The sequence below is a fragment of the Curtobacterium sp. PhB128 genome, from assembly GCF_004340725.1.
In the GTDB taxonomy this organism is placed as follows: domain Bacteria; phylum Actinomycetota; class Actinomycetes; order Actinomycetales; family Microbacteriaceae; genus Curtobacterium.
Genome location: NZ_SLUR01000004.1, coordinates 172,698 through 192,817 on the forward strand (window position 1 = coordinate 172,698; position 20,120 = coordinate 192,817).

The 20,120-nt window shown below is 71.6% G+C and carries 21 protein-coding genes; 18 read left to right on the forward strand and 3 right to left on the reverse strand.

The genetic code is table 11. From position 1 onward, the window contains the following. Positions 1–33 precede the first annotated feature (33 nt). The 7 genes from rsmI to EDF23_RS09030 all read left to right on the forward strand — a co-directional run bounded on the left by rsmI (position 34) and on the right by EDF23_RS09030 (position 6,279). Positions 34–855: a 16S rRNA (cytidine(1402)-2'-O)-methyltransferase gene (rsmI, locus tag EDF23_RS09000; protein WP_123292295.1), complete on the forward strand. Its 822-nt coding sequence runs from the start codon at positions 34–36 to the stop codon at positions 853–855. A gap of 134 nt (positions 856–989) precedes the next feature. Further along, positions 990–2,567 carry a methionine--tRNA ligase gene (gene metG, locus EDF23_RS09005; RefSeq protein ID WP_123291816.1) on the forward strand — a complete coding sequence of 526 codons (1,578 nt, stop codon included), beginning with the start codon at positions 990–992 and terminating at the stop codon, positions 2,565–2,567. Further along, positions 2,564–3,472, forward strand: coding sequence for a TatD family hydrolase (locus tag EDF23_RS09010; RefSeq protein WP_123338561.1), 909 nt, complete (start codon positions 2,564–2,566; stop codon positions 3,470–3,472). Before metG ends, EDF23_RS09010 begins: the two co-directional genes overlap by 4 nt. Next, a complete protein-coding gene (gene rsmA, locus EDF23_RS09015; RefSeq protein WP_131921460.1) occupies positions 3,472–4,323 on the forward strand; it encodes a 16S rRNA (adenine(1518)-N(6)/adenine(1519)-N(6))-dimethyltransferase RsmA in 852 nt (283 codons plus the stop codon). The genes EDF23_RS09010 and rsmA overlap by 1 nt, the downstream gene beginning before the upstream one ends. A gap of 367 nt (positions 4,324–4,690) precedes the next feature. Then, positions 4,691–5,224, forward strand: a complete 534-nt coding sequence (locus EDF23_RS09020; RefSeq protein WP_165901072.1) for a PIN domain-containing protein — start codon at positions 4,691–4,693, stop codon at positions 5,222–5,224. Positions 5,225–5,261: 37 nt separating this feature from the next. Further along, positions 5,262–5,801: a hypothetical protein gene (locus EDF23_RS19200; RefSeq protein WP_165901073.1), complete on the forward strand. Its 540-nt coding sequence runs from the start codon at positions 5,262–5,264 to the stop codon at positions 5,799–5,801. Between the two features lie 52 nt (positions 5,802–5,853). Beyond that, positions 5,854–6,279 carry a hypothetical protein gene (locus tag EDF23_RS09030; protein ID WP_131921463.1) on the forward strand — a complete coding sequence of 142 codons (426 nt, stop codon included), beginning with the start codon at positions 5,854–5,856 and terminating at the stop codon, positions 6,277–6,279. Between the two features lie 118 nt (positions 6,280–6,397). Here the strand turns inward: EDF23_RS09030 and EDF23_RS09035 are convergent, their stop codons facing one another. Continuing rightward, a complete protein-coding gene (locus tag EDF23_RS09035) occupies positions 6,398–7,138 on the reverse strand; it encodes an SDR family NAD(P)-dependent oxidoreductase (RefSeq protein WP_131921464.1) in 741 nt (246 codons plus the stop codon). A 102-nt stretch (positions 7,139–7,240) separates the two neighbouring features. Here EDF23_RS09035 and EDF23_RS09040 point away from each other — a divergent pair, with 102 nt between their 5' ends. From EDF23_RS09040 to EDF23_RS09060, 5 genes are all read left to right on the forward strand, one after another. Next, the gene (locus EDF23_RS09040; RefSeq protein WP_111084701.1) at positions 7,241–8,083 is read left to right on the forward strand and encodes a helix-turn-helix transcriptional regulator; all 843 of its coding nucleotides are present in this window, start codon (positions 7,241–7,243) and stop codon (positions 8,081–8,083) included. Positions 8,084–8,253: 170 nt separating this feature from the next. Further along, entirely contained in the window at positions 8,254–9,252 is a 999-nt protein-coding gene (locus tag EDF23_RS09045) for an alpha-L-glutamate ligase (protein ID WP_123291824.1), read from the forward strand. 108 nt (positions 9,253–9,360) lie between these two features. Beyond that, positions 9,361–10,413, forward strand: a complete 1,053-nt coding sequence (locus tag EDF23_RS09050; RefSeq protein ID WP_111084699.1) for an LLM class flavin-dependent oxidoreductase — start codon at positions 9,361–9,363, stop codon at positions 10,411–10,413. Further along, positions 10,413–11,720, forward strand: coding sequence for a PLP-dependent transferase (locus EDF23_RS09055; protein WP_131921465.1), 1,308 nt, complete (start codon positions 10,413–10,415; stop codon positions 11,718–11,720). Before EDF23_RS09050 ends, EDF23_RS09055 begins: the two co-directional genes overlap by 1 nt. Before the next feature lie 9 nt (positions 11,721–11,729). Continuing rightward, positions 11,730–12,662, forward strand: a complete 933-nt coding sequence (locus tag EDF23_RS09060) for a 4-(cytidine 5'-diphospho)-2-C-methyl-D-erythritol kinase (protein ID WP_131921466.1) — start codon at positions 11,730–11,732, stop codon at positions 12,660–12,662. Positions 12,663–12,728: 66 nt separating this feature from the next. Here EDF23_RS09060 and EDF23_RS09065 read toward each other — a convergent pair whose 3' ends face one another. Further along, positions 12,729–14,381, reverse strand: coding sequence for a glycosyltransferase family 39 protein (locus tag EDF23_RS09065; protein WP_131921467.1), 1,653 nt, complete (start codon positions 14,379–14,381; stop codon positions 12,729–12,731). A 95-nt stretch (positions 14,382–14,476) separates the two neighbouring features. Here EDF23_RS09065 and EDF23_RS09070 point away from each other — a divergent pair, with 95 nt between their 5' ends. The 6 genes from EDF23_RS09070 to EDF23_RS09095 are packed head-to-tail and all read left to right on the forward strand — an operon-like array spanning position 14,477 to position 19,752. Beyond that, positions 14,477–15,532: a HesA/MoeB/ThiF family protein gene (locus tag EDF23_RS09070; RefSeq protein ID WP_165901074.1), complete on the forward strand. Its 1,056-nt coding sequence runs from the start codon at positions 14,477–14,479 to the stop codon at positions 15,530–15,532. A 52-nt stretch (positions 15,533–15,584) separates the two neighbouring features. Then, positions 15,585–16,001, forward strand: coding sequence for a TOBE domain-containing protein (locus EDF23_RS09075; RefSeq protein WP_123291829.1), 417 nt, complete (start codon positions 15,585–15,587; stop codon positions 15,999–16,001). After that, positions 15,998–16,813 (forward strand): molybdate ABC transporter substrate-binding protein, encoded by an 816-nt coding sequence (modA, locus tag EDF23_RS09080; protein WP_131921468.1) that lies wholly within the window; start codon positions 15,998–16,000, stop codon positions 16,811–16,813. Before EDF23_RS09075 ends, modA begins: the two co-directional genes overlap by 4 nt. Positions 16,814–16,816: 3 nt before the next feature. Further along, positions 16,817–17,617, forward strand: coding sequence for an ABC transporter permease (locus EDF23_RS09085; protein WP_123291831.1), 801 nt, complete (start codon positions 16,817–16,819; stop codon positions 17,615–17,617). Then, on the forward strand, positions 17,614–18,639 hold the full coding sequence (locus tag EDF23_RS09090; RefSeq protein WP_131921469.1) for an ABC transporter ATP-binding protein: 1,026 nt from the start codon (positions 17,614–17,616) through the stop codon (positions 18,637–18,639). Before EDF23_RS09085 ends, EDF23_RS09090 begins: the two co-directional genes overlap by 4 nt. Positions 18,640–18,651: 12 nt before the next feature. Next, positions 18,652–19,752, forward strand: a complete 1,101-nt coding sequence (locus EDF23_RS09095; protein WP_131880481.1) for an ionic transporter y4hA — start codon at positions 18,652–18,654, stop codon at positions 19,750–19,752. 128 nt (positions 19,753–19,880) lie between these two features. On the opposite strand, the gene EDF23_RS09100 is transcribed toward EDF23_RS09095, so the two are convergent. Next, complete coding sequence (locus EDF23_RS09100) at positions 19,881–20,120, reverse strand: MoaD/ThiS family protein (protein WP_123291834.1); 240 nt, start codon at positions 20,118–20,120, stop codon at positions 19,881–19,883.

Here is a 20,120-nt window from a genome sequence, read left to right on the forward strand (position 1 = left end):
CGCTGCGACCCCGCTGCGACGACAATGGGTGGCGTGATCGTCCTCGCAGCAACCCCCATCGGCAACCTCGGGGACGCCTCGCGCCGTCTCGTCGAGACCCTCTCCAACGCCACCGTGGTCGCGGCGGAGGACACCAGGACCGCCATCCACCTCATGCGTGCCCTCGGCATCGAGAACCGTCCGCGGCTCATCGCCCTGCACGAGCACAACGAACGGGCGAAGGCGTCCGAGGTCGTCGAGCTCGCTCGTGACGAGGACGTCGTGGTCCTCACCGACGCCGGCATGCCCGCGATCAGCGACCCCGGCTTCCCGCTCGTCGAGGCAGCGGCAGCCGCTGGCGTCACGGTCACGGCACTGCCCGGCCCGTCGGCGGTGCTCATGGCGCTCGCCGTCTCCGGACTGCCGACGGACCGCTTCACGTTCGAGGGGTTCCCGACGCGCAAGGGCGGGGAGCGTCGCCGCGCGTTCCAGGCGCTCGCGGGGGAGCAGCGCACGATGGTCTTCTTCGAGTCGCCGCACCGGTTGGCCGAGACGCTCGCCGACATGGCCGTCGGGTTCGGGGGCGACCGTCGTGCCGCGGTCTGCCGTGAGCTCACGAAGCTGTACGAAGAGGTCCGTCGTGGGCCGCTCGACGAGCTCGTCACGTGGGCGTCAGAGGGCGTCCGGGGCGAGATCTGCATCGTCGTCGCCGGTGCCGCCGAGGCCACCGAGGAGGCAACGCTCGACGACGGGGTCCGCCTCGTGCTCGAGCGGGTGGCCGCCGGCATGCGCATGAAGGAGGCCGCAGCGGCGGTCGCGGACGCGACCGGCCTGTCGAAGCGGGACCTGTACGAAGGGGCGCTCGCGGCGCGCTGAGCGGGGCTCGTCACGTTCGCGTCGGCCGGTCTGGAGGCGCGGGGCGGGCCCGCTACGGGCCTCCCGGATCCGGTTTTCCACAGTCCACCGCCGCGCGCGTCATCCGGGTTCCGCGCGCCCGTAGGATGGTCCGCATGTCCGCCGGGTCCTCGTTCAGCATCACCACGCCGATCTTCTACGTGAACGACGTGCCCCACATCGGGCACGCCTACACCGAGGTCGCCGCGGACGTCCTCGCGCGCTGGCACCGGCAGCGGGGTGACGACACCTGGCTGCTCACCGGCACCGACGAGCACGGGCAGAAGATCCTGCGCACCGCCTCGGCGAACGAGGTCACGCCCCAGGAGTGGGCCGACCGACTCGTGACCGAGGCGTGGAAGCCACTGCTCGACACCGTCGACGTCGCCAACGACGACTTCATCCGCACCACCGACGAGCGCCACGAGCGCGGTGTGACGGCGTTCCTGCAGAAGCTCTACGACGACGGCTTCATCTACGCCGGCGAGTTCGAGGGCTTCTACTGCGTGGGCTGCGAGGAGTACAAGCAGCCGAGCGACCTGGTCCCCGGCACCGGTGCGTACGAGGGGCAGCAGGTCTGTGCCATCCACTCGATCCCGGTCGAGGTGCTGTCCGAGCGCAACTACTTCTTCCGCATGTCGGACTTCGAGCAGCGCCTGCTCGACCTGTACGAGTCGAACCCGCTGTTCATCCAGCCGGAGAGCGTCCGCAACGAGATCATCTCGTTCGTGAAGCAGGGCCTCCGCGACCTGTCGATCTCGCGGTCCAGCTTCGACTGGGGCATCAAGATCCCGTGGGACAGCGACCACGTCCTGTACGTGTGGTTCGACGCCCTGCTCAACTACGTCACGGCGCTGGGCTACGGCACCGAGGACGACGAGGCCTTCAAGCGCCTGTGGCCGAGCGTGCACATCGTCGGCAAGGACATCGCCCGCTTCCACGCGGTCATCTGGCCGGCGATGCTCATGGCTGCCGGCCTGCCCGTGCCCGAGCGCGTCTTCGGTCACGGCTGGTTGCTCGTCGGCGGCGAGAAGATGTCCAAGTCGAAGCTGACCGGCATCGCGCCGTCGGAGATCACCGACACCTTCGGCTCCGACGCCTTCCGCTACTACTTCCTCCGCGCCATCACCTTCGGGCAGGACGGCAACTTCAGCTGGGAGGACATCTCGGCGCGGTACCAGGCCGAGCTCGCGAACGGCTTCGGCAACCTGGCCTCGCGCCTGGTCGCGATGCTGCAGAAGTACTTCGACGGCGCAGTGCCGGCGCGCGGCTCGCTGACCGAGTCGGACCAGGCGATCGATGCCCTGGCGGTCTCGGTCACCGAGCGTGCCGACGCCGCCATCGCCGCGTTCGCCCCGCACGAGGCGATCGCTGCCGTCTGGGAGCTCGTCGATGCCCTGAACGGGTACATCACCGAGCAGCAGCCGTGGGCCCTGGCGAAGGACGACGCGAACCGCGAGCGGCTCGGCACCGTCCTGACCACCGCGCTCCGTGGGCTCGGCACCGTCGCGGTCCTGCTCTCCCCGGTGATGCCGAAGGCCACCGAGAAGCTGTGGGCGTCGATCGGTGCCGGCGGCTCGATCGCCGAGCAGCGAGTCGATCGTGCCTTCGAGTGGCAGGGTGCTTCGCACGTCGTGGCGCTCGAGAGCGGGCTGTTCCCGCGCATCGAGCAGGCGGAGCAGGGCGCCGCGTGACCGACGCCCACCTCCGCTCCCGTGGCGACGGGGACGGCTCCAAGCGCGACCTGACCTACCCGCCCCTGCCCGAGGCGCTCGTGGTCCCGGTCTACGACAACCACACGCACATGGAGATCGCCGACGGTGGCGACGGGGCGCTCGACTACCGCGAGCACCTCGGCCGTGCCTCGAGCGTCGGCGTCCGCGGTGTCGTGCAGGTCGGCACCGACCTCGCCACTTCGCAGTGGTCCGCGTCGATCGCCGCCCGTGAACCCCGCGTGCTCGCAGCGGTCGCACTGCACCCGAACGAGGCGCCGTCGCTGCAGGAGCAGGGGCTGCTCGACGAGCACCTCGCCGGGATCGAGGCGCTGGCAGCGTTGCCCCGCGTCCGGGCGATCGGTGAGACCGGGCTCGACTTCTTCCGCACCGGTGAGGACGGGCGCGACGCCCAGATCCGTTCGTTCGAAGAGCACATCCGCATCGCGAAGGAGCACGGCCTCGCGCTGACCATCCACGACCGCGACGCGCACGACGCCGTGGTCGAGGTGCTCGACCGCGTCGGGGCTCCGGAGCGCACCGTGTTCCACTGCTTCTCCGGCGGACCCGACCTGGCTCGGCTCTGTGCCGAGCGCGGTTGGTACATGTCGTTCGCCGGAACCGTGACGTTCAAGAACGCGGCACTGCTCCGCGAAGCCCTCGTCGTCGCGCCGCGGCACCTGATCATGGTCGAGACGGACGCGCCGTTCCTGACCCCGACGCCGTACCGCGGCCGGCCGAACGCCCCGTACCTGATCCCGATCACCCTGCGGTCGATGGCGGAGACCCTCGGCACCGATGCCTCGATGCTCGCCGCGCAGATCGCGTCGAACACCGAGCTCGTCTACGGTGCGTGGGACGCCGAGCCCGTGACGGTGGACGAGTAGTGGGCGCGCTGCTCGGCCCGGCCGAGATCCGGGAGCTCGCCGCCGAACTCGACGTGACCCCGACGAAGAAGCTCGGGCAGAACTTCGTGCACGACGCCAACACCGTCCGGCGCATCGTGTCGGTCGCCGGCGTGACGCCGTCGTCCCGAGTGCTCGAGATCGGGCCGGGCCTCGGCTCCCTGACGCTCGGGCTCACCGAGACCGGCGCCCACGTCACCGCCGTCGAGATCGACAAGCGGCTCGCGGTGCGGTTGCCGTCGACGGTGAGCGCGATGCAGCCGGAGGCCTCGTTGACGGTCGTGCAGCAGGACGCGATGACCGTCGCCGCATCGGACCTCGACACCGAACCGACCCACCTCGTCGCGAACCTGCCCTACAACATCTCGGTGCCCGTGCTGCTGCACCTGCTCGCGACCTTCCCGTCGATCGAGCGGTCGCTCGTGATGGTGCAGGCCGAGGTCGGGTACCGCCTCGCGGCGGGCCCGGGCAGCAAGGTCTACGGGTCGCCGAGCGTCAAGGCCGCCTGGTACGGCTCGTGGAGCACGGCCGGGCTCGTCAGCCGACAGGTGTTCTGGCCCGTCCCGAACGTCGACAGTGTGCTCGTGGCGTTCGACCGGCACGAGCCCCCGGGGGGCGAGCGGCTGCGGTCGCGGGTCTTCACCCTGGTCGATGCGGCGTTCCAGCAGCGTCGGAAGATGCTGCGGCAGAGCCTGTCCGGTGTGCTCGGCGGCAGTGCCCACGCCTCCGAGGTCCTGACGGCGGCGGGCATCGACCCGACAGCGCGGGGCGAGGCGATCGGCGTCGACGACTTCGTGCGGCTCGGTCGGACGGTCCTCGCGGCTGCGGAGTAGCTCGTCTCCCGCCTCGGATCGGCGAAATACGGAATGTTTGGTACCGTCCGTTCGGTGCTCCTACGGTTGATCACATCGACCAAGGAGACACCATGCAGCCGACCGAACCACGCCGACCGAACCGCCGCGGCCTGACCGAGGAACAGCTCACAGCGGGACGTCGTCGCGCATTGCTCAGTGCGGACCCCGGTCGGCAGCGTGGGCCGAGGATCTTCACCGAAGCCGAACGGCAAGCGCTGTTCGCTCGGACGCCGCGACCTGAAGGCACGTTCGAAGAACGCCGCGAGCGCCGACGACGAGCAATCGAGTCGATCGATCCGGACTTCTGGGTCGAGCCGACCGTCTCGTTCCACACGCATCCCTGACCGTGTTCGAGCGACTCACGCCCGAGCATTTCGACCAGCACCGGGTCCTCGAGTTCAACGACTGCGCCGCCCGCCCGGACGCCGTCCTCGTCGAGTCGAGCTTCATCCGGAGCGCGCTGCGCCGGACCGATCGTCACAAGGTCGAGGCGGTCGCGTTCCTCGACCACCTCGACCTCGCAGGTACAGAGATGATGTACAGCGCCTACACGGAGTTCGAGGTTCTGCGAGCTGCTCACGGCATGGCCACGGAAGCCGCTCGTCGCCATGTCGCCGCATGGCGAGAACTGTTGCGGTCGACGCAACTGCATTGGGTCGGGATCGATGCCGTCAGCGATGAGGTCCCAGATCTCATGGAAGAATTCGGCCTGACCGTCTCGGGTGCATTGCACGTCGCAACAGCTCGGCATTGGGAAGTCGACGGCTTCGTGACGGTCGATCCTGCGTTCGGGGTCGTCGACAAGGAGCGCCTCCCGCTGATCATCGACGCCGAGGGTGCGCAGCTGGCGCGTCGCCTGCGGGCAGGTTCCCAGCGCTGATCCGCGATAGCGGTGTCCTGCGGCCTACGATGGCGGCATGACCGACGGAACGGTTCGCTCGCACGCGCAGGGGATGGCGCCGGACCGTGTCCTCGCGGCGACGGGCAAGTCACCGGACGAGTGGCACGCGCTGATCGACACGGCGGGCGGAGCCACCATCGGGCACTCTGCGATCGCGTCGTGGATCGTGGGCCAAGGCGTCGAGCCGTGGTGGGCGCAGGGCATCACCATCGGGTACGAACAGGCGCGTGGGCTCCGCATCCCCGGGCAGCGCACGGACGGCACCTTCGCGGTGTCGGCCTCACGGCAGGTCCCCGGTGAGCGCGAGGCGGTGCTCGATCGGATCGTGCCGGTGTTCGCGACCGCACTCGGGTCCACGCCGACGTCCGAGCGCCGCGGCGGCAAGCGCCCGTCGGCCCGGTGGACCTTCCCCGACCGCGAATCCGTGCTGCTGAACACCGAGGACGGTCCCAAGCCCGACACCGTTCGCATCTCGGTGCAGCGGGAGCGGCTCACCGGCCCCGAGCGGATGCCCGACGCCAAGGCTGAACTGCAGCAACTGCTCGCCAGCCTCTGACGCCGCGAACGGGGGAGCGCGCGCAGGACCCGCGGACCCCTACGATCGGCGGGTGCGTCGCATCACCCTTTCCCAGTGGCTCGCGATCGTCGCCGTGCTCGGCGGGCTCGTCATCGAGTTCTTCGCCGTACCCGCTGTCGTGCGGGACCCGGCGCACGACGCGGCGTGGGCGGGTGCGGTCCTCGGGGTCGCATTACCGGTGTTCGGTGTCGCGGTCTCGGCGTTCCGAGACGATCCGAGCGACGTCGATGACGACTTCCGGCCGCCGATGCGCCTCGACCGGCTGGGCCGGGTGGCCGAGGGGGCACTGGCCGTGACGGCGTTCACCGCCGCCTGGGCGGTGACACGGCTGCACCACAAGCCCCTCGACTCGGCGTTGTACAGCGCGGTGATCGCCTCAGCGCTTCCGCTCGCGAGCCGTGCCCTCGATCGGCTCGCCCGTCGCCGTGGTGAGCAGGCCGACGGCGCTGACGACTGACGCGCTCCTCGCACCGTGCGAGGCACACCACGCGTGGTGCGAGGTTCCGTGGTCGGTGCGAGCCGAAGTGCCTCGCACGGAACGCGGAACCTCGCACCGTTCGAGGCGTCGCCGCGCGTCAGTGCGCGCGCGACGCCATCGCCTCGAAGATCTGCTGGTGCGTGCCGTCGCGCTCGGCGAACCGGAGCGGCAGCACGTTCTGCACCAGGATCTCGGGCGATGCCCCCGACTCCAGCAGCGAGAGGACCTCGTCGGCGAAGGCGTCGAGCGGCATGCCGCCGAAGTCCGCTCCGCCCATCAGGTCGGTCGACACCGCCGGGGGAGCGAGCTCGAGCACCGACACCGGGGTGCCGAGGAGCTGCTGACGGAGCGACTGCGTGTACGAGTGGATGCCGGCCTTGGTGGCGTTGTACGTCGGCGTCGCGGTGAGCGGGACGAACGCGAGGCCGGACGAGACCGTGACGATGGTCGAGGCGGGCTGCGCCAGCAGGTGCGGCAGGAACGCGTCGATGAGGCGGATCGTGCCGACCAGGTTGGTCTGGATGATCTCGAGCGCGTCGTGGATGTGGTCGGGGGAGCGCAGGTCCTCGTTGCGCATGATCCCCGACATGGTGACGAGGGTGTCGAGCGACGGGTACGCCTCGAGGACGGAGGCGGCGGCCTTCTCGATGGATGCGGCGTCGCTCACGTCGATCTGCACGGTGCCGAAGCCGTGCTCGGCGGCGAGCGAGTCGAGGAGCGACTGGCGGCGCCCGCCGATGACGACGGTGCTGCCGGCGGCCTGCAGGCGCTGGGCCAGGGCGAGACCGATGCCGGAGGTCGCGCCGGGGATGAAGACGGTGGAGTTCGTGATGTCCATGTCCACCACCATGCGCTGTCGTCGGCAACCCATCCAGACCTCGGTCATCGGGGGATCGGCGATCCCTGGCACGGCGGCGGGAACCGGACGACAATCGGGACCATGGACCGCGCTGCACTCGCCGACTTCCTCCGCCGTCGCCGCGAACTGCTGCGCCCTGAGGACGTCGGCCTCGGTCAGGGACCACGACGCCGGACGCCTGGTCTCCGGCGCGAAGAAGTCGCTGCGCTCGCGGGCATGTCGGTCGACTACTACACGCGTCTGGAACAGCAGCGCGGACCGCAGCCGTCGGAGCAGATGATCGCCGCGATCGCCCGGGCGCTCCGCTGCAGCCTCGACGAACGCGACCACCTGTTCCACCTCGCGGGGCAGAACGCGCCGACCCGGTTGCACCGCGCCGACCACGTCGACCCCGCGATCCTGCGGGTGCTCGACCGGCTCGAGGACACCCCCGCGATCGTGGTCAGCCACCTGGGGGAGACGCTGGTCGAGAACCGGCTCGCGGCGGCGCTGCTCGGGTCGTCCGTCAGCCTGCCCGGCAACGAGCGCTACCAGGCGTGGCGGTGGTTCGTGACCGGCGACGAGCTCGCGAAGTACGCGCCGGAGCAACACGAGCGACTGGCCCGGGTCGTGGTGGCGTCGCTGCGGGCTGCGGTGGGGCTGGCCGGACCGGGGGACCGTCGGGCCACCGAGCTGATCGCCGAGCTCGAGACCCGCAGCCCCGAGTTCCGCGAGCTCTGGGCACTGCACGAGGTGACGAGTCGCTGGTCCGACAACAAGACGATCGTGCAGCCGCAGCTCGGCCGGATCACCGTCGACTGCCAGGTCCTGCACACCGACGACCAAGCCCAGGCGCTGTTGCTGTTCACCGCACCCCCAGGATCCGAGGACGCGCAGAAGCTCGAGCTCCTCGGTGTCGTCGGCCAGCAGGCCTTCGCGGGCTGACGCGGCGCGGGCCCGCGCGGCTCGTGCGAGGTTGACCACTCGGTGCCGCCCTACAGGCCGGCACCGAGTGACCAACCTCGCACCACGAAGACGCACCCGGGCGCTCCACACGAAGCAACCGCGCGTCACACACTTGGCCGCGTGCGGTATACCGTGCCTAGGGTGGGCGGGTGAGCACTCCCCGCGTGTACGTCATCCACGAGAACCCCGAGTGGTTCCCGCCGCTCGCCGCAGCCTTCGAGGCCGAGGGCGTCCCGGTGCAGGAGATCCTGCTGACCGAGGGACAGATCGACCTCGGTGCCGAGCCGGAGCCCGGTGTGTACTGGTCGCGCATGTCGGCGTCGAGCCACACCCGCGGCCACGAGCACAGCAAGGAGTACACCCGCGCGGTCCTCGGCTGGCTCGAACGAGCGGGTCGCCAGGTCGTCGGCGGCAGCCACGTGCTCGAGCTCGAGGTCTCCAAGGTGGCCCAGCACGGGCTGCTGCAGCACGCCGGGTTCGACGTGCCCCGCACCACCGCCGTGTTCGGCACGACGACGCTCAAGCAGGCGGCACGGGACTTCACGAACGGCCAGGACGTCCCGTTCATCACGAAGCACAACCAGGGCGGCAAGGGCCTGGGCGTCCGCCGGTTCGACTCGCTCGCCGAGTTCGACGCCTACGTCGACTCCCCGGAGTTCGAGGCGCCGGTCGACGGCATCACCCTGCTGCAGGAGTTCCTGACGGCCCGCGAGCCCTTCATCACCCGCGTCGAGTTCGTCGGCGGCGAGTTCGTGTACGCCGTCCGCGTCGACACGAGCGCCGGCAGCTTCGAGCTGTGCCCGGCGGACGCGTGCGAGGTCCCCCAGGTCATCGCCGGAGCGGTCTGCGACGTGCCCGGAACCGAGACCGCCGGAGCACCGCCGGCGTTCAGCGTCCGGACCGAGGTCACGGCCGAGCACCCGCTCGTCCAGCAGCTCCGCACGTTCCTCGCCGACCAGCGCGTCACGATCGCGGGCGTCGAGTTCATGGAGACCACGGACGGCCGCACGGTCGTCTACGACATCAACACGAACACGAACTACAACCCCGCCGTCGAGGAGTCCGCGCCGGCCTCCGGTCCGCGTTCCATCGCGCGCTACCTCGGTGGCCTGCTGGAGACGCAGTACGCGGCGCAACTCACGGCCTGAGCACGCAAGAACCACCGGACAGGAGGCCCGTGGCGGGCCCGCCACGGGCCTCCCGTCCGTTCCGCGCCCCTTCCCGGGCACTCCCCACCTCCCCAAGGAACTCACCCCGTGCGATTCGGATACTGGACCCCGCTCTTCGGCGGCTGGCTGCGCAACGTCGACAACGAGAACATGCCGGTCACCTTCGACTACGTGAAGCGGCTGGCGCAGCGCGCCGAGCGGATCGGCTTCGACCTGACGCTCGTGCCGGAGCTCAACCTCAACGACATCAAGGGCACGGCCGCGCCGTCGCTTGAGGCCTGGTCGCTCGCGGCGGCCATCGCGGCGACGACCGAGCGCCTCGAGATCATGGCGGCCATGCGCCCCGGCTACCACCTGCCCGCGGTGACGGCGAAGCAGGCGGCGACGATCGACGACATCTCGTGCGGCCGATTCACGTTCAACGTGGTGAGCGCGTGGTGGGCGGAGGAGGCCAAGCAGTACGGCGGCATCTTCTCGGAGCACGACGACCGCTACAAGCGGACGGCGGAGTTCGTCGAGGTCATGAAGGGGATGTGGCGGGAGACGCCGTACTCGTTCTCGGGCGAGTACTACGACATCGAGAACGCGCACCTCGAGCCGAAGCCCCGCGTGACGCCGCGCATCTACGCAGGCGGCGAGAGCGAGGCGGGCAAGGCCGCGATCACCGGGTACGCCGACGCCTACGTGACCCACGGCGGCACGGTCGAGGAACTCCGCACGAAGATCGCCGAGATGAAGCAGCGCCGGGTCGACGCCGGACTGCCGCCGTTCGAGGCGTTCGGCATGGCCGCGTACGTCATCGTCCGCGAGACCGAGGAAGAGGCGCAGGCCGAGCTCGCGCGGATCACCGACGTGCAGCACGGGAACGCGTACGAGTCGTACCAGGACTTCATCTCGAAGTCGCAGCTCGAGCACGTCCCCTCGCTCGAGGACTACTCGGTGTCGAACCGCGGCCTGCGCCCCGGGTTCGTCGGCACGCCGGCGCAGGTCGCTGCTCGGATCAAGGAGTTCGAGGACGCCGGGGTGGACACGCTGCTGCTGCAGTTCTCGCCGCAGCTCGAGGAGATGGACCGCTTCGGCGAACAGGTCATCCCGCTCGTCCGCCCGTCGGTGGTCGCGGCGTCCGAGGCGGTCGTCTGATGGGCACGACCGAGGAGGAGTGGGCGTTCGAGACCCGGCAGATCCGCGCGGGCTTCAAGGCCGACCCGGGGTTCGGTGGCAACGTCCCGCCGATCGCCCAGACCGCGGCCTTCGTCTACCCGTCCGGTGAGGACGCGGCGGACCGCTTCATGCTCAACGCCCCGGGGCACACGTACTCGCGCGTGAACAACCCGTCAGCGGCGGCGCTCGAGCGGCGCATCGCGGACCTCGAGGGCGGCGTCGGCGCGCTCGCGCTGGCGTCCGGCCAGGCGGCCACCTCGTTGGCCGTCCTCGGCGTCGCGCGGGCCGGTGACCACGTCGTGTCGAGTGCCTCGCTGTACGGCGCGACGTACACGCTGTTCGCGTCGACGCTGCGCGACCTCGGCATCGCGTTCACCTTCGTGCAGGACCCCACGGACCTGGACGAGTGGGCTGCCGCGGTGCGTCCGGAGACGAAGGCGTTCTTCGGGGAGTCGATCCCGAACCCGCGCGGTGACGTCCTGGACTTCGCCGGGGTGGCCGGGGTCGCGCACGACGCCGGTGTGCCGCTCATCGTGGACAACACGATCGCGACGCCGTACCTGGTCCGGCCGATCGAGCACGGCGCGGACATCGTCGTGCACTCGGCGACGAAGTACCTGGCCGGTCACGGCAGCGCCATAGCCGGACTCATCGTCGATAGCGGCAACTTCGACTGGGCGGCTCTTCCGGAGCGGTTCCCGCAGCTCGCGACCGCCGAACAGTCCGGGTTCGCGAACACGGACTTCGCCGAGAAGTTCGGGCGGCGCGCGTTCATCCAGCGCACCCGGTCGAAGCTCTCCGCCGACCTCGGTCCGGCGATCGCCCCCTTCAACGCCTTCCTGGTGCTGCAGGGCATCCAGACGCTCTCCCTGCGGATGGAGCGGCACGTGTCGAACGCGGCCGCCGTCGCGTCGTGGCTGGACGCGCACGACCAGGTGCTCGGCGTGCACTACGCGGGACTGCCGTCGTCGCCGTGGCACCACCTGCAGCAGCGGTACGTGCCGAAGGGGCCGTCGGCGGTCCTGGCGTTCGACCTGGACGGCGGGGTCGAGGCCGGACGGCGGTTCGTGGCCGCTCTCGAGCTGTTCGACCACGTGTCGAACATCGGTGACGTCCGGTCGCTCGTCGTGCACCCGGCGTCGACGACCCACGTGCAGATGACGTCGTCGGAGCGGGCTGCGGCGGGTGTGGGTGACGGGCTCATCCGGCTGTCGATCGGCCTCGAGCACATCGACGACGTCCTCGCCGACCTGGCGCGGGGCTTCGCGGCAGCCGCAGCGGGATAGGTTGGGGGCATGACCACGTTGGCCGCCCCGACCCGCGTGCGGACGCGCGCCCCCGGCAAGATCAACGTGTTCCTGTCCGTCGGTGCGCTGCAGGACGACGGCTACCACGACGTGGCGACCGCGTACCAGGCCGTGTCGCTGTACGAGGACGTGACGGCCGAGCACGCCGACGACTTCTCGGTGACCTTCACCGGTCCGATCGACACGTCGAACGTGCCGGTCGACGAGTCGAACCTGGCGATCCGTGCGGCCCGGCTCGTGGCCGACGCCGCTGGGCACCGGGGCGGGGTCCGACTGACGATCGACAAGCAGGTGCCGGTGGCCGGCGGCATGGGTGGTGGCTCGGCGGACGCCGCGGCCACGCTGCTCGCCGTGGACACGCTCTGGGGCACCGCCCTCGGGCGTGAGGAACTGCTCCGTCTCGCCGCGCAGCTCGGCGCGGACGTGCCGTTCGCCTTCGCCGGTGGCACGGCCGTGGGCACCGGCCGCGGCGACGAACTCAGCCCCGCGCTGGCGAAGGGCGAGTTCCACTGGGTCCTCGCACTGAGCGACGACGGCCTGTCGACCCCGGCGGTCTACCGTGCGCTCGACGAGCACCGGGAGCGCTACCGCGCCGACATCGCACCGGCGCCGTCCCACCCCGTGGTGGAGTCGAACGTGCTGCAGGCGCTGCGTGCCGGCGACCCCGACCTGCTCGCCGACTGCGTCCACAACGACCTGCAGGCCCCGGCCATGCGGCTGCAGCCCGGACTCGCGTCGACCCTCGAACTCGGCGAGAAGGCCGGAGCGCTCGCGGGTCTGGTGTCGGGCAGCGGTCCGACGGTGGCGTTCCTGGTCGGTGACCGTGACACCGCGCTCGAACTGCAGGTCGAGCTCAGCGCTGCCGGCCTGGTCGCGCTCCGAGCCACCGGTCCGGTGCACGGCGCCCGCCTCGTGCACTGACCGTACGACAGACGCTGACCGTACGACAGACGCTGACCGTACGACGAACGCTGACCGGCCGTCAGCTCAGCGGCTGTACTTCCACAGGATGACCGTGTCGGTGTGCCAGTACCGCACCACGTGGAAGCCCTGGTCCTTGAGCGTCTCGGAGACCTCGGGGCGGATGTTCCGCGACTTGGCGCCGACGAACCAGACGGTGTCGATGTCGGCCAGGCGTGCCGGCACGGTCGTGGCGATGTCGCCGTTCACGTTCCAGAGCTCACCACGCTGCGCACCCGTGCTCGCCACCGCCAGGTCCCGCATGCCGCTGAAGGCCTCGGGGTAGGCGTCGGCGATGACCTGCGCCGTCGCGGTCGGGTGCTCCCACACGCTGCCGTAGATCACCCCTTCGTCGGCGTCGGTGGTCACGTTCCGCTCGCGTTCGATGATCGCCGCCGCGTTCGCCCAGTGCGAGGACTGCTTGGCGTGCGGCAGTCGGACGATCGTCGACGTCGGCACGGACACCAGGACCATGGCCACGACGGCCATCGCGATCCAGCGTCGCGGCCGGATGGCCGTGATCGCCAGTCCGATCAGGAGCGCCACGAACGGCAGGCTTATGCTCGCGTACTTGGGGGAGTACAGGTGCTCGCCGGCGGCGGTCGCGGCGACCAGCAGCGCGGTGGGCACGATCGTCAGGGGCACGGCGACCCGGACGGCCTGCATGCGGAGCACGTCGCGGGCGGCCGGCGACGGGCGTCGGGCCGCGCGCACCGCCAGCACGACGGCGACGATCATGAGCAGCCACCCGAGGGCGGCGTACGGGTAGACGACCCCGAACCACGCGGTCGCGAACACCTGGCGCAGGGTGGCCCACCCGATGCCGGTGATCCAGCCGACCTGCTTGGCCTGACCGGCGGCGAGTCCGATGAACGGCAGGACCACGACGGCCGCGGCGGAGGCGGCGACGGCCCAGCGGACGACGACGGCGCGGTCCACCATCGCCGAGGGCACCGTGCCACTGCGATCCGTCACCGTGGCCTGCCGTCGGGCCGCCCGGTCGGCGACCCCGGTCCACGCGAGCACGACGCCGTGCGCCACGACGGCGAGGGACAGGTACACGTTGAACAGGACGGCCACGGCCGCCAGCACGCCGTAGACGACCCACCACCGCGTCGCGTGGTGCCGCACCCGCGTGCGACGGACCGCGGTCAGGCCGACGAGCGTGAGCAGCGCGGCGAAGGTGGTGACGGTCGCGTACGGGCGGCCCTCGGTGCCGGCCCAGGCGACGCGGGGCAGCAGCAGGAAGACCAGACCGGAGACGACCCCGAGCCGGACACCGCCGAGCCGCCGGCCGAGCGCCACCACGAGGGCGGCGGCGATCCCGATCGCCAGGGCACTCGGGAAGCGGAGCGTGAACGGGGAGTAGCCGACCAGCGCGAGCCAGACGTGCATGAGCGCGTAGTACAGACCGTGCACGGCGTCGACGTTCTGCAGCTCCGCCCAGAGCGCCGGCCAACTGCGCTGCGCACTCGTCAGGGTGGCGGCTTCGTCGTACCAGACCGACGGCACCCACGTGAAGGCGGCGGCGACGACCACACCGACCACACCGACGGTGATCTCCGGCGCACGCACCAGGGTCCGCACGGTCGACAGGGCGAGTGCCCGGAGCCGTGCGCGCGTCGACGCGTCCGACGTCGTGCGTCGGACCGTGACGGTGCCGGTGCGGGGAGAACTCACGCCCGCGACCGTACCGAGCGGCACTGAGCATCCGCCGCGTCCACCCGCTGAGCATTCACATGCAGGGATTCGGCGCGACCGGCCAGAATGACGGGATGGACCCCCTCGTCGCCCCCGTCGCAGCGCTCTCCCCGTGGCGGACCCGGCTCGGCTCGCGGACCGCTGCCCTGTCCGACGTCGGCGGCATCGGGCTCCGCCGGCTGGCCGCTTCACGCGTCCTGGTGGTCGGCGCCGGCGGGCTCGGGGCGCCCGTCGTCGCGTACCTCGCGGGGGTCGGGCGGCTCACGGTCGTCGACCCCGACGTGGTCGACGCGTCGAACCTCGCACGCCAGACGCTCTTCACCGCGGCCGACGTCGGATCGTCGAAGGCCGAGGTCGCCGTCGCCCGCGCCCGCGCCGTCGACCCGGAACTCGACGCCGTCGCCGTGGTCGGGTGCTTCACCCCGGAGCTCGTCGCCGGGCACGACGTGGTCGTCGACGCGGCGGACTCCGTCCTGGTCACCCGGGCGGTCTCGGAGGCCTGCGCCGACGCGGGCGTGCCGTTCGTCTGGGGCACGGTGCTCGGTCACGACGGCCAGGTCAGCGTGTTCCGCGACGCCGGACCGGAGGGCGTCGACTTCCACGACCTGCACCCCGAGGCCCTGCCCGACGAGGGCTCCTGCGCCCTGGACGGCGTCGTGCCGGCACTGTGCGGCGCCGTCGGAGCGGTGATGGCCGGACAGGTGCTGGCCCTGGTCACCGGCACCGGCGAACCGCTGCTCGGACGCGTCCTGACCGTCGACGCGCGCCGCTGGCGGTGGAGCGAGAGCCCCGTCCGGCGCGGGCCGGCATCACGCCGACCCGTCGTGGTCGCTCCCGCTCGGACCGACCGCATCGCGCCGTCGGCGCTCGCCGCACGCCTGGCCGACCCCGCGGACCCGGTGGTCGTCGTCGACGTGCGCACCGACGCCGAACGGGCGGACGGCGTGGTCGCCGGAGCCGTTCCGGACGACGCCGACGCGGCGGACGTGGTCGTCTACTGCGCCCGTGGTCCGCGCGCGGACGCGTGGGCTGCCGCACAACCGGCCTGGAGGCACGTGGCGGTCCTCGACGGCGGGTTCGAGGCCTGGCGCCGCGAAGGGTTGCCCGTGGCGATCGGGCACACGTCCTGATCCGACACGATCGGGTCCAGAGCGCCGCTTCCGCGGCTAGGATCGTCGCATCATGACGCAACTGCGGATCCGCGATGCTGCTGCCTTCCTCGGGGTGAGTGACGACACCGTGCGCCGACTCGTCGACGGCGGCACCTTCGACCGGGCCACCGACGACGCCGGTCGCGCCGTCGTCGACGGTCGGCAGGTCGCCGAGTACGCCCGGGCACGGAGCTCCGAGCTGGCCGCACCGGACACCGGCGTGAAGAGCTCGGCACGGAACCGCTTCGTCGGCATCGTCACCGACCTGGTCGTCGACACCGTGATGGCGCAGGTCGAACTGCAGTGCGGCCCGCACCGCGTCGTCTCGCTCATGAGCGCCGAGGCGGTGCGCGACCTCGGGCTCGAGGTCGGGTCCGTCGCCGTGGCGTCCGTCAAGGCCACGATGGTCACCGTCGAGGCACCCACCCACCAGGAGGACCCCCGATGACCCGTCGTTCCCGCACGCTGCTCGTACCCCTCGCCGTCGTCGCGGCGCTCGGCCTGGCGTCGTGTTCCACCGCCGACGCTCCGGCGGGGTCGTCGTCGCCGTCGCCATCGTCGTCCTCGTCGTCGAGCGCCGATGTGTCGGGTTCGATCACCGTCTTCGCCGCAGCGTCGCTCCAGAAGACCTTCACCACGCTCGGCAAGCAGTTCGAGGCCGCCCACCCGGGCACCTCGATCGAGTTCTCGTTCGCGGGGTCGAGCGACCTGGTCACCCAGATCCAGAACGGCGCCCCCGCCGACGTGTTCGCCTCCGCCGACGAGGCGAACATGGCGAAGCTGTCCGCGACCGACCTGGCGAGCGGGTCACCGGAGGACTTCGCGACGAACGTCCTCGAGATCGCCGTCGCGCCGGGCAACCCGAAGGGCATCACGAGCCTCGACGACCTGACCGGCTCCGACGTCCAGCTCGTCACGTGCGCCGCCCCGGTGCCGTGCGGCGCCGCGACGGCGAAGGTCGAGTCCGCCTCGGGCGCCGACCTGCAGCCCGTCAGCGAGGAGCAGTCCGTCACCGACGTGCTCGGCAAGGTCGAGTCCGGTCAGGCCGACGCCGGGCTGGTCTACGTGACCGACGTGCAGGGTGCCGACGGCAAGGTCGACGGTGTCCCGTTCGACGAGTCGAGCAAGGCCGTCAACACGTACCCGATCGGCGTGCTCAAGGCGTCCGCGGACCCGGAGCTCGCGCAGGCGTTCTCAGATTACGTCCGGTCCGCGACGGGCCAGAAGGTGCTCACCGCCGCCGGGTTCGGGAAGCCGTGACCCGTGGCCTCGCGGGCTGACGGACGGCCGCCGGTCGCCTGGTGGCTCCCGCTGCCCGCGGTGCTGGGCGGCCTGTTCGTCGTCGTCCCCGTGCTGGCGATGCTCGGTCGGGTCGACTGGTCGTCGTTCGTCGCCCTCGTCACCTCGACGGCGTCGCTCACGGCCCTCGGGCTCAGCCTCGGCACCGCGCTGACCGCCACGGCCGTCGCGTTCGTGCTCGGGTACCCGCTCGCCGTGCTGTTCGCCCGGTCCCGGTCACGGTGGGTGGGGATCGCCCGCGCCGTCGTCCTGCTCCCGCTCGTGCTGCCGCCCGTCGTCGGCGGGCTCGCGCTGCTGGCGGCGTTCGGTCGCCTCGGGGTGGTCGGGGCGTTCCTCGACGACCACGGACTGCACATCGCGTTCACCACGACAGCGGTCGTCATCGCGCAGACGTTCGTCGCCATGCCGTTCCTGGTGTCCTCGATCGAGGGCGCGCTCCGCGTCGAGGGGGACCGGTACGAGCGGGTCGCCGCCACCCTCGGCGCCGGTCCCACCCGCACGTTCCTCACCGTCACGACCCCGAGGGTCCTGCCCGGCATCGTCTCCGGACTGGTGCTCTGCTTCGCGCGCGCACTCGGCGAGTTCGGTGCGACCCTGACGTTCGCGGGCAGCCTGCAGGGGGTCACCCGGACCCTGCCGCTGGAGATCTACCTGCAGCGCGAGGTCGACCCGGACACCGCCGTGGCACTGGCGGTCGTGCTCGTCGTGGTCGCCGTCGTGGTCATCGGCGCCTCGTCGCTCCGGACCCGGGGCGTGGCAGCGTGACCGGGGTCGCCGCGCGCATCGTCGTCGAGCGACGCGGGGTCGACGTCGCCCTCGAGGTCGCGGCGGGGGAGTGCGTGGCCGTCATCGGGCCGAACGGCGCGGGCAAGTCCACCGTGGTCGAGGCCCTCGCCGGCCTGCTGCCGATCGACGCCGGACAGGTGGTCCTCGGCGGCACCGTGGTGGCGGACCAGCGGCGGACCGTCCCCGCCCACCGCCGCCGCATCGGACTCGTCGCCCAACGGCCGGACCTGTTCCCGTTCCTCGACGTGATCGGCAACGTGGCGTTCGGCCCACGGGCAGCCGGTGTCCGACGAGCCGCGGCCCGTGCCCGCGCGCTCCGTGCCATGGCGGCCCTCGGCATCGACGACCTGGCGGGACGGAGCCCCGATGCGCTGTCCGGCGGGCAGGCCCAGCGCGTCGCCATCGCCCGGGCGCTCGCCACCGACCCGGCGGTCCTGCTGCTCGACGAACCGACGTCGGCGCTCGACGTCGCCGCGCGCGACGAGGTCCGTGCGGCCCTCCGGACCGCGATCGGCGGGCGTCCGAGCGTCCTGGTCACGCACGACCCGGTCGAGGTCGTCGCCCTGGCCGACCGGGTGGTCGTCGTCGAGCACGGCCGGGTCGTCGAGGACGGCACCCCAGCGGCCGTGCTCGGACGGCCCACGAGTGCCTTCGCGGCGGCGTTCTCCGGACTCGCGCTGGTGCGCGGGACCGCCACCGCGGGTGGGATCGCGACCGACGGCGGGGGCGAGTTGGCGTCGGGGACGCACGCCGTGCCTCCCGGTCGGCCCGCCCTGGGCGCCTTCCACCCGACGGCCGCCGTGCTCACGCGGGACGGCGCCGGACCGGCGCGCACCGTCACGACGCTCGAACCGCGGGACGGTCTGGTGCGGGTCCGCGCCGGCGACCTGGTCGCGGACCTGACCCTGTCGCGCGTCACGGCACTCGGCATCGGGCCTGGCGACGCGGTCCACGTGGACGTTCCCGCGTCCGAACTGGCGGTGTACGCGCCGCGCGGTTGAGACAATGGACGGATGACCTCCTGGTTCCCCAAGGCGTGGCCCGTGGCCATCCCGATCCTGGCGGCCGTCGTGCTCGCGTTCTCGTACGGCCGCTACGGACTCGGCACCGTGGTCGTGGCGATCGTCGCGGTCGTGCTCGCCGCCACCGTGCTCGCGGCGGTGCACCACGCCGAGGTCGTCGCGCACCGGGTCGGGGAACCGTTCGGGTCACTCGTGCTCGCCGTGGCGGTCACGATCATCGAGGTCGCGCTCATCATCTCGCTGTCGAGCTCCGGCGGTGCCCAGGCCGAGACCCTGGCGCGCGACACGGTGTTCTCGGCCGTGATGATCACGATGAACGGGCTGGTCGGCCTCGCGATCCTGATCGGGACGCTCCGGCACAACACCGTGCGCTTCAACCAGGAGGGCGCGAGCGCCGCGACGATGACGGTGGCCGCGCTCGCGGTGCTGACCCTGGTGCTGCCGACGTTCACCACCGGCACCGACGACGCGTCCTTCACCGGGACGCAGCTCGTCTTCGTGGCCGTGGCGTCGATCGTGCTCTACGGGCTGTTCGTCGTGACGCAGACCGTGGCCCACCGGGACTTCTTCCTGCCCGTGAACCGGTCAGGGGGTGTGCTCGCCGAGTCCGAGGACGCCCACGCCGCCCGGCCGACCGGTCGCGCGACGATGATCTCGCTCGCACTGCTCGTCGTCGCGCTCGTCGCCGTCGTCGGGCTCGCCAAGGTCGAGTCGCCCGCGATCGAGGCCGGCGTGGCCGCGGTCGGGTTCCCGCCGTCGTTCGTCGGCGTCGTGATCGCCCTGCTCATCCTGCTGCCCGAGGGCATCGCGGCGTCGAAGGCCGCCGCCCGCAACCGGATCCAGACGAGCCTGAACCTGGCGATGGGGTCGGCGATGGCGTCGATCGGTCTGACGATCCCGTCCATCGCGGTGGCGTCGCTGTTCATGCCGGGCACGCTGCTGCTCGGCCTCGGGTCGTCGCAGATCGTGCTGCTCGCGCTGACGATCGTCGCCGCGGTGCTCACCGTGCTGCCGGGTCGGGCGACGCGACTGCAGGGCGGGGTGCACCTGGTGATCTTCGCCGCGTTCATCGTGCTGTCCGTCTCGCCGTAGGGGGCGCGGCGGCCGCGGCGCGGAGGCGTACCTGGTCGGATCGGGCGTACCTGGTCGGAAGTTCTGACCCGGTATGCCCGGAAACACCAGGCATCGCGGGCGTTCTGGGAAAGAACGGGCGGGGGCGCTCAGCCGCCGGCGAAAGGGGGCATGACGTCGACGACCGCGACCCCGGACAGCGCGGTGGCCCGGTCGCGGGTGGTCACGCCGTCGACCAGGTACGAGCACCGCTCCTGCAGCGCACTCCATCGCGATGGGTCGGTGGCGGTGACCTCGCGCAGCGCCTCGTCGAGCGTGCCGGCCGCGGTGGTCAGCGTGTCCGCGCCGACCGCCGCACGGGCAGCGGCGAAGAACCGGATCGTGGTCAT